Raw genomic sequence first — 7,429 nt, 5'->3', positions numbered from 1 at the left:
ATCGCGGTGGACCGTACGGTCGCCGAGCAGGAGGAGTCCATCAAGACGCTGCGGTCGGTCGAGGAGTCCGAGCGCACCCGCAAGTCGGTGATCATCGCCGCCGAGGCGGAGGCCCAGGAGCAGCTGGTCAAGGACATCAAGGCCGCGGAGGCCGCCGAGGCCTCGGCCACCCACCGGGCGGCCGAGCAGCTCACGCTCGCCGAGGCCCGGCTGAAGACCGCGGACCTGGACGCCCGCGCGAAGCTGCGGCTGGCCGAGGGCGTCCAGGCGGAGTCGGCCGCGGCCGGCCTCGCGGAGGTGCAGGTACGGGACGCGGCGGCCGAGGTCATCGAGAAGACCGGCCTGGCCGAGGCCGAGGCGACGTCCGCCCGGCTCAGGGCCGAGGCGGAGGGCTCCAGGCTGAAGGCGCTGGCGGCGGCGGCGGGTACGCAGGCCCAGGCGACGGCCGACGCGGCGATGATCGGCGAGAAGCTGAAGGCCGAGGCGGCGGGACTCACCGACAAGGCGGCCGCGATGGCCGCCCTGGACGACGCCTCGCGCGGCCACGAGGAGTACCGGCTGCGGCTGGAGGCGGAGAAGGAGATCCGGCTGGCCGGGCTGGATGTGCAGCGGCAGGTCGCCGAGGCGCAGGCGACGATCGTGTCCGCCGGGCTGGAGAACGCCGACATCGACATCGTCGGCGGGGAGTCGGTCTTCTTCGACCGGCTGGTCTCGTCCATCTCCATGGGCAAGAGCCTCGACGGCTTCGTCGGGAACTCGGACACGGCGAAGGCGCTCGCGGGGCCGTGGCTGAACGGCACGTCGTCGTTCACGGACGATCTGACGCGGGTGCTGGGGTCGGTGTCGTCGGGTGATGTGCAGAACCTGACGGTGTCGGCGCTGCTGATGCGGATGATGGCCGCGCCGGGGGTGGGGGGTGCGGGGGCGGACCAGGTCCGCCGGCTCCTGGACCACGCGCGGGAGCTGGGCCTCGCGGACGTACGCCTGAACGAGGTGCCGGCCCCGTCCCGGAACGGTACGCCGGTGTCGTAGCCGGACGCGTCGCCCCGGCCCCCTCCGGAGCAACGCCCTGTCCTCGATCGCCGGACGGGCTGGAAAGGCCGCCCGCGGATTCACGCCAAGGGCGGGCCGGTCAAGCCCGTCCGGCGATCGAGGACAACGCCGGGCGCCCGGCCGCCCCGGGCCCCACACATCCGCCCACCCGTAAGGAGAGCCGCACCGCATGGACACCGGAACCCCGCCGCCCCCGGGCGGCCCCGTGGAGGCCGGGGCCTACGACGTGCTGCGCCGCCGGCTCGGCACCCAGGCCGCGGAGCTCACCCGCCGGGCCGAGGCGCTCAACTCCCGCCGCACGGAGGAGTTCGGCTCCACCGGACTGCGGCTGCTCGGCAGCGAGCACATCCGTACCGAGCAGCCCTCCACCCCCCGCGACCTCGTCGCGATCGGCGGCCGGCTGCTGTTCGGCTTCGAACGCGGCCCCGGCCGGGGCGACGAGCCCGCCGTCGACGACGTACTCGCGCTGTACGACGCCGAACCGGCCCCCTGCACCGGCCCGCTCCTCACCGACGAGGCGTTCGTCCGCGAGTTCAACGGGCTGCACCGCTACTACCGTGACGCCCGGCTGCTGCGGCTGCGCCGTACCGACGGCCGGCTCCTGGCCGTGTTCCGGACCGGCGAGAGCGCCGAGGACATCCGCGTCCTGCGCTGGGTCCTCGACGCCGACGGCACACCCGGCGCGTTCCTCGACGCCCGCGGCGAACGCGACCACGTGTTCCCGCCGTCGCACGACTTCACCTGGACCGTCGCCGGACGCGAGTCCCACCTCCCCGGCCGGCACCCGCACATCGCGATCGGGGGTACGGGCGACGGGAGCGACGCGCGGCTGTACGTCACCACGCTCGGCGGCCACCTCACCGTCAAGACCGTCAACGACACGGACACCCCGGACGGGATCTACCGGGAGCCGGTCACCGAGCCCCTCCAGTCCCTCGCCGACGCCGAGGTCGAGTACGCGGAGCTCGGCCCGCTGGTCCTGCTCCGCATCCGCCCGTACAAGGAGGAGGCCGCCCGCCACCTCGTGTTCAACTCGCTCCTGGGCACCGTGCTGCGGCTGGACGGCATCGGCCCGGCCTGCCACCGGCTCCCCGAGGACCAGGGGATCATCTTCCCCGGCGGCTTCTACCTGACCACCGGCGCCGCCAAGACCTTCGACATCGCGCGGCCGCTCACCGAGCCCGCCTTCGAGGGGGCCGTCCGCTCCCCCAACGGCGAGGACGTCCTGTACGCGTTCCGCTCCCGGGACGACGGCCGCAGCCTGCTGCTCCCCTACAACGTGATCCGCCAGGAGGTCGCCACCCCGCTCCAGGGCCGCGGCCACGCCCTGCTCGACGACGGGACGCTCGTACTCCTGCGGGACCCGGTGGAGGGCCCGGACGCCGGACCGGCCCGGGTGCACCCGTTGCAGCGCTGGCAGACGCCGTACGTCTCCGACACCTACGCCGCCTCCCGCCCCGCCGGCACCGGCCCGCTGGCCCGGATCGGCAACGCCGACCTGGTGCGCGGCATCTCCGACTGCCTCGCGCTCGCGCACAGCGCCGACGCGACCACCCCGACCGGCGCGGTCTACGCGCGGCTGGTGGCCGACTGCACCCGGGCCACCGACCGCTACCACTGGCTGGGCGACAGCGAACTCGGCTCTCTCGCCGACCCGTTGAGCGCGCTCCGGGACACCGCGCAGCAGGTCCTCGCAGAGTTCGAGGGCGTCCAGGAACTGACCCGGCAGGCCGCCGACGCGCTCGCCGAAAGCGCGGACCGGATCACCGCACTGGTGCGCCGGGTCCGCGGCGAGGCCCCGCAGTCCGCCGCCGACTGGGTCACCCGGCTCACCGAACTCCGCACCGCGCACGGCCATCTGGCCACGCTCGGCGAGATGCGGTACGCGGACACCGAGCGGATCGCCGAACTCACCGCCGCCACCGCCGACGACCTGGCCTCGGCCGGCCGGCGCGCGGTCGCGTTCCTGGCCAGGGACGACGCGTTCGCCGGGTACCACGAGGACATCGCCCGCCTCACCGAGGAGGCGTCCGCGCTCGCCACCGTCACCGACGCCGCCGCGCTCGGCGACCGGCTGGCGGGGATGACGGACGGGCTGAGCACGGTCACCGACGTCGTCACCGGGCTCGACATCGGTGACGGCGTGGTCCGTACCTCGATCCTGGAGCGGATCGCCGAGGTGCTCGGCGGGGTGAACCGGGCCCGCGCCACCCTCGACGCCCGCCGCCGCGAACTCCTCGACCACGAGGGACGGGCCGAGTTCGCCGCCGAGTTCGCCCTGCTGGGACAGGCGGTGACGGGTGCGCTGGCCGCCGCGGGCACCCCCGGTGCCTGCGACGAGCAGCTCGCGCGGCTGCTCCTCCAGCTGGAGAACCTGGAGGCGCGGTTCGCCGAGTTCGACGACTTCCTGACCGCCCTGGGCGAGCGGCGGACGGAGGTGTACGAGGCGTTCTCGGCCCGCAGGCAGACCCTTCAGGACGCCGTCGCCCGCCGCACCGAGCGCCTCGCCCAGTCCGCCGCCCGGGTGCTGGACACGGTCGCCCGCCGCAGCGCCGCACTGCCCGACGCGGACGCCGTCCACACCTGCTTCGCCTCCGACCCGATGGTCGCCAAGGTCCGCCGCACCGCGGCCGAGCTGCGCGAACTCGGTGACGCGGTACGGGCCGAGGAGCTGGAGGGGCAGCTGCTCGCGGCCCGCCAGGAGGCCCTGCGGGCGCTGCGCGACCGCAGCGAGCTGTACGCGGACGGCGGGGCGACCATCCGGCTGGGCCGCCACCGGTTCGCGGTGAACCCCCAGCCGTTCGATCTGACGCTGGTCCCCCAGGGGGACGGGCTCGCGTTCGCGGTCACCGGCACCGACTACCGGATGCCGGTCACCGACCCGGCCTTCGTCGAGACCCGCCCGTACTGGGACCAGCAGCTGCCCTCCGAGTCCCCGTCCGTCTACCGCGGCGAGCACCTGGCCGCCCGGCTGCTGGCCGAGCAGGGCGCAGACCGGCTGGCCTCCCTGGAACCGTCCGAACTGGGCTCATTGGTGCGGGAGTCCGCGGCAGCCGCGTACGACGAGGGGTATCAGCGCGGCGTCCACGACGAGGACGCCGCAGCGATCCTGACCGTACTGCTGCGCCTGCGTGCCGGAGCCGGACTGCTGCGCTGCCCGCCCGCCGTCCGGGCCGCCGCCCAGCTCTTCTGGGCGCACCGGGCGGACGAGGCCCGGCGGACCTCCTGGACCCGCCGGGCCCGCTCGCTGGCCCGCGCCCGCGACACCTTCGGGCTCGCCCCGGCCGTCGCCGCACTCCAGGAGGAGTGGGCGGGCGTCATCGCGGGCGAGTCCTCGCGGGCCGTCGCCTCGTACCTCTTCGAGGAGCTGACGAGCGGCCCCGAGGGGTTCGTCACCAGTGCCGGAGTCCGCACCTTCCTGGACAAGTTCCGCCGTACCACCGGCACTTCGGCGTACGACGAGGATCTCGCGACCCTGGGGGACGACCTGCCGGCCCGCCGCCAGCTCGTCGAGGGGTGGCTCACCGCATACTCCCGCGCGAGCGGCTCGGACCTCGACGACGGCGATCTCGCGGAGGCCGTCGCCGTGGAGCTCTGCCCGCAACCCGCCGTGCGCCGGTACGAGGGCGAGGCTCCGCTCACCGCGACCGTGGACGGGCTCCTCGGCGTCCACCCGCGCATCGACCGGGGCCGGCTGCCCCTGCGGATCGACGAACTCCTCTTCCGTACCGAGGAGTTCCGCACGGTCACGGTGCCCGGCTTCCGCGCCTACCAGCGACGGCGCACCGCACTGGCCGCAGCCGAGCGCACCCGGCTGCGGCTGGACGACCACCGGCCGCGCGTGATGTCAGCGTTCGTCCGCAACCGGCTGCTCGACGAGGTGTACCTGCCGCTGATCGGCGACAGCCTCGCCAAGCAGCTCGGCACCGCCGACGCCGACCGGCGCACCGACTCGCAGGGCCTGCTGCTGCTCGTGTCGCCGCCCGGCTACGGCAAGACGACGCTCATGGAGTACGTCGCCGACCGGCTCGGCCTGGTCCTCGTCAAGATCAGCGGACCCGGCCTCGGCCACGACGTGACCTCGCTGGACCCCGCGCAGGCGCGCAGCGCGACCGCGCGCCAGGAGATCGAGAAGATCAACTTCGCGCTGGAGGCGGGCAACAACACCCTCCTCTACCTCGACGACATCCAGCACACCTCGCCGGAACTGCTCCAGAAGTTCATCCCGCTCTGCGACGCCACCCGCCGGATCGAGGGCGTGCGGGACGGCGAGCCGCGCAGCTACGACCTGCGGGGCAAGCGGTTCGCGGTGTGCATGGCGGGCAACCCCTACACCGAGTCCGGGGAGCGGTTCCGGATTCCCGACATGCTCGCCAACCGGGCCGACGTCTGGAATCTCGGCGAGGTGCTGAGCGGCCGGGAGGACGTCTTCGCGCTGAGCTTCGTGGAGAACGCGCTGACCGCCAACCCGGTGCTGGCCCCGCTCGCCGGACGGTCCCGCGACGATCTCGCACTGCTGCTGCGGCTCGCCGCCGGTACGGAACCCGCCTCCGGTGCGAACCGGCTGGAGCACCCGTACGCGCCCGCCGAGGTGGAACGCATCGTCGCCGTGCTGCGCCATCTGCTCACCGCACGCGACACCGTTCTCGCCGTCAACGCCGCCTACATCGCCTCGGCGGCGCAGACGGACGCGACGCGCACCGAGCCACCGTTCCGGCTGCAGGGCTCGTACCGCAACATGAACCGGATCGCCGAGCAGATCGTGCCCGTGATGAACGACGCCGAACTGTCCGACGTCATCGACGACCACTACGCGGGCGAGGCCCAGACGCTCACCTCGGGCGCGGAGGCCGCCCTGCTGAAGCTCGCCGCGCTGCGCGGAACACTCGGTCCGGAGCGGGCCGCCCGCTGGTCCGCCGTCACCGCCGGCTACGTCCGCGCCCAGGCGCTCGGCGGGCCGGACGGCGACCCCGTGACCCGTGCGGTGGCCGCTCTGGGACTGCTCGCGGACCGGATCGCGGCGGTCGAATCGGCGATCAGCCGGGCGGCGGACCCCCGCCAACTCCTCGCCCGGCCGCCGTCCGGGTCCCCCGGGGACCACTGACGGCGGCGATCGGAGAAGCGACCCCGAGAAGGGAACAGGCATGCTGGGTCATGTGCCCCCACTTCCGCAGCAGCCCCAACGCTCCCCGTTCTCCGGCCACATGGTCGTCTGCGGCGACGACGCGCTCGCCCAGCGGCTCGCCGTGGAACTGCGCTACGTCTACGGAGAACGGGTCACCCTCGTCCTGCCGCCGGGGCCCGATCCGAGACGGCCGGAACTGCCGCTGACCGGGCGCGGGCGGGCGGCCGCCCTGTTCGGCCGGATGTCGTCGGCGATGAGCCGCAACGGCGGTAACGGCGCCGGGAACGGTGACAGCGACACCAACGCCGGGGTGGAGGCTGTGCGCATCCTCCAGGCGCACGAGCCCTCCGACGAGGCGTTGGAGGAAGCCGGTGTCGACACGGCCGCCGCGCTCGCCCTCGTCTACGACGACGACGAGCGCAACATCCGCGCCGCGCTGACCGCCCGCCGGCTCAACCCCCGCGTCCGGCTGGTGATCCGGCTCTACAACCGCAAGCTCGGCCAGCATCTGGAGACCCTGCTCGACCAGGCGGCCGCCGTCGCCTCGCCGGGGCTCGACCAGACCGCGCTGGACGCCTCCACCACGGTCCTGTCCGACGCCGACACCGCGGCCCCCGCCCTCGCGGCGACCGCGCTCGCCGGATCCAGCAAGGTGATCCAGGCGGAGGGCCTGCTCCTGCGGGCCGCCGAACGCACCCCGCCCCGCGACGGCCAGGTCGCCGACCCGGGCCTGTGCACACTGGCCCTGCTCTCCTCCACCACCCATGACCCGGCGGGCACCGAGGGCTCCGACAGCAGCGGCGACGAGGGCCCCCGGCTGCTGCCCGACCAGACCGAGGTGGCCGCGGCGACCGGCCGCGGAACCGTCGTCCTGGAGGCCGTCAGCCAGAGCGGTCCGGCCTCCCCGACGCCCCGGATGGGCGGCCGGGGCGCACCGCTGAGCCAGATCTTCTCGCGCCGGCTGCGCTGGTCCGCGCTGGGCGTCGGCACGGCCGTCCTCGGACTCGCGGTGGCGTCCACGTTCACCACCGGGGACGATCCGCTGCACGCCGCCTATCTGACCCTGCTCGACCTGTTCGCGATGGGCGACCCGGCCATCGGCGACCCCACCGCCCGCCAGATCATCCAGCTCCTGTCCGGGGTCGCCGGGCTGATGCTCCTGCCGCTGCTCGTCGCCGGGGTGCTGGAGGCCTTCGGCTCGCTCCGTACCGTCTCCTCGCTGCGCCGCCCGCCGCGCGGGCTGTCCGGACA

At 74.3% G+C, this 7,429-nt stretch carries 2 protein-coding genes and 1 pseudogene; all 3 read left to right on the top strand.

Going from position 1 to position 7,429, the window contains the following annotated elements; genetic code table 11:
* Positions 1-1,032: pseudogene (locus J1C73_RS12455) on the top strand (flotillin family protein); the annotation flags it as partial.
* A 190-nt stretch (positions 1,033-1,222) separates the two neighbouring features.
* Positions 1,223-6,157: a DNA repair ATPase gene (locus J1C73_RS12450; RefSeq protein WP_207316427.1), complete on the top strand. Its 4,935-nt coding sequence runs from the start codon at positions 1,223-1,225 to the stop codon at positions 6,155-6,157.
* A 40-nt stretch (positions 6,158-6,197) separates the two neighbouring features.
* On the top strand, positions 6,198-7,429 hold a 1,232-nt coding region (locus tag J1C73_RS12445), incomplete at its 3' end, for an NAD-binding protein (RefSeq protein WP_207316426.1).

The organism is Streptomyces laculatispora, assembly GCF_017353455.1.
In the GTDB taxonomy this organism is placed as follows: Bacteria; Actinomycetota; Actinomycetes; order Streptomycetales; family Streptomycetaceae; genus Streptomyces; species Streptomyces laculatispora.
This window is presented reverse-complemented; position numbering and strand designations above follow the sequence as displayed.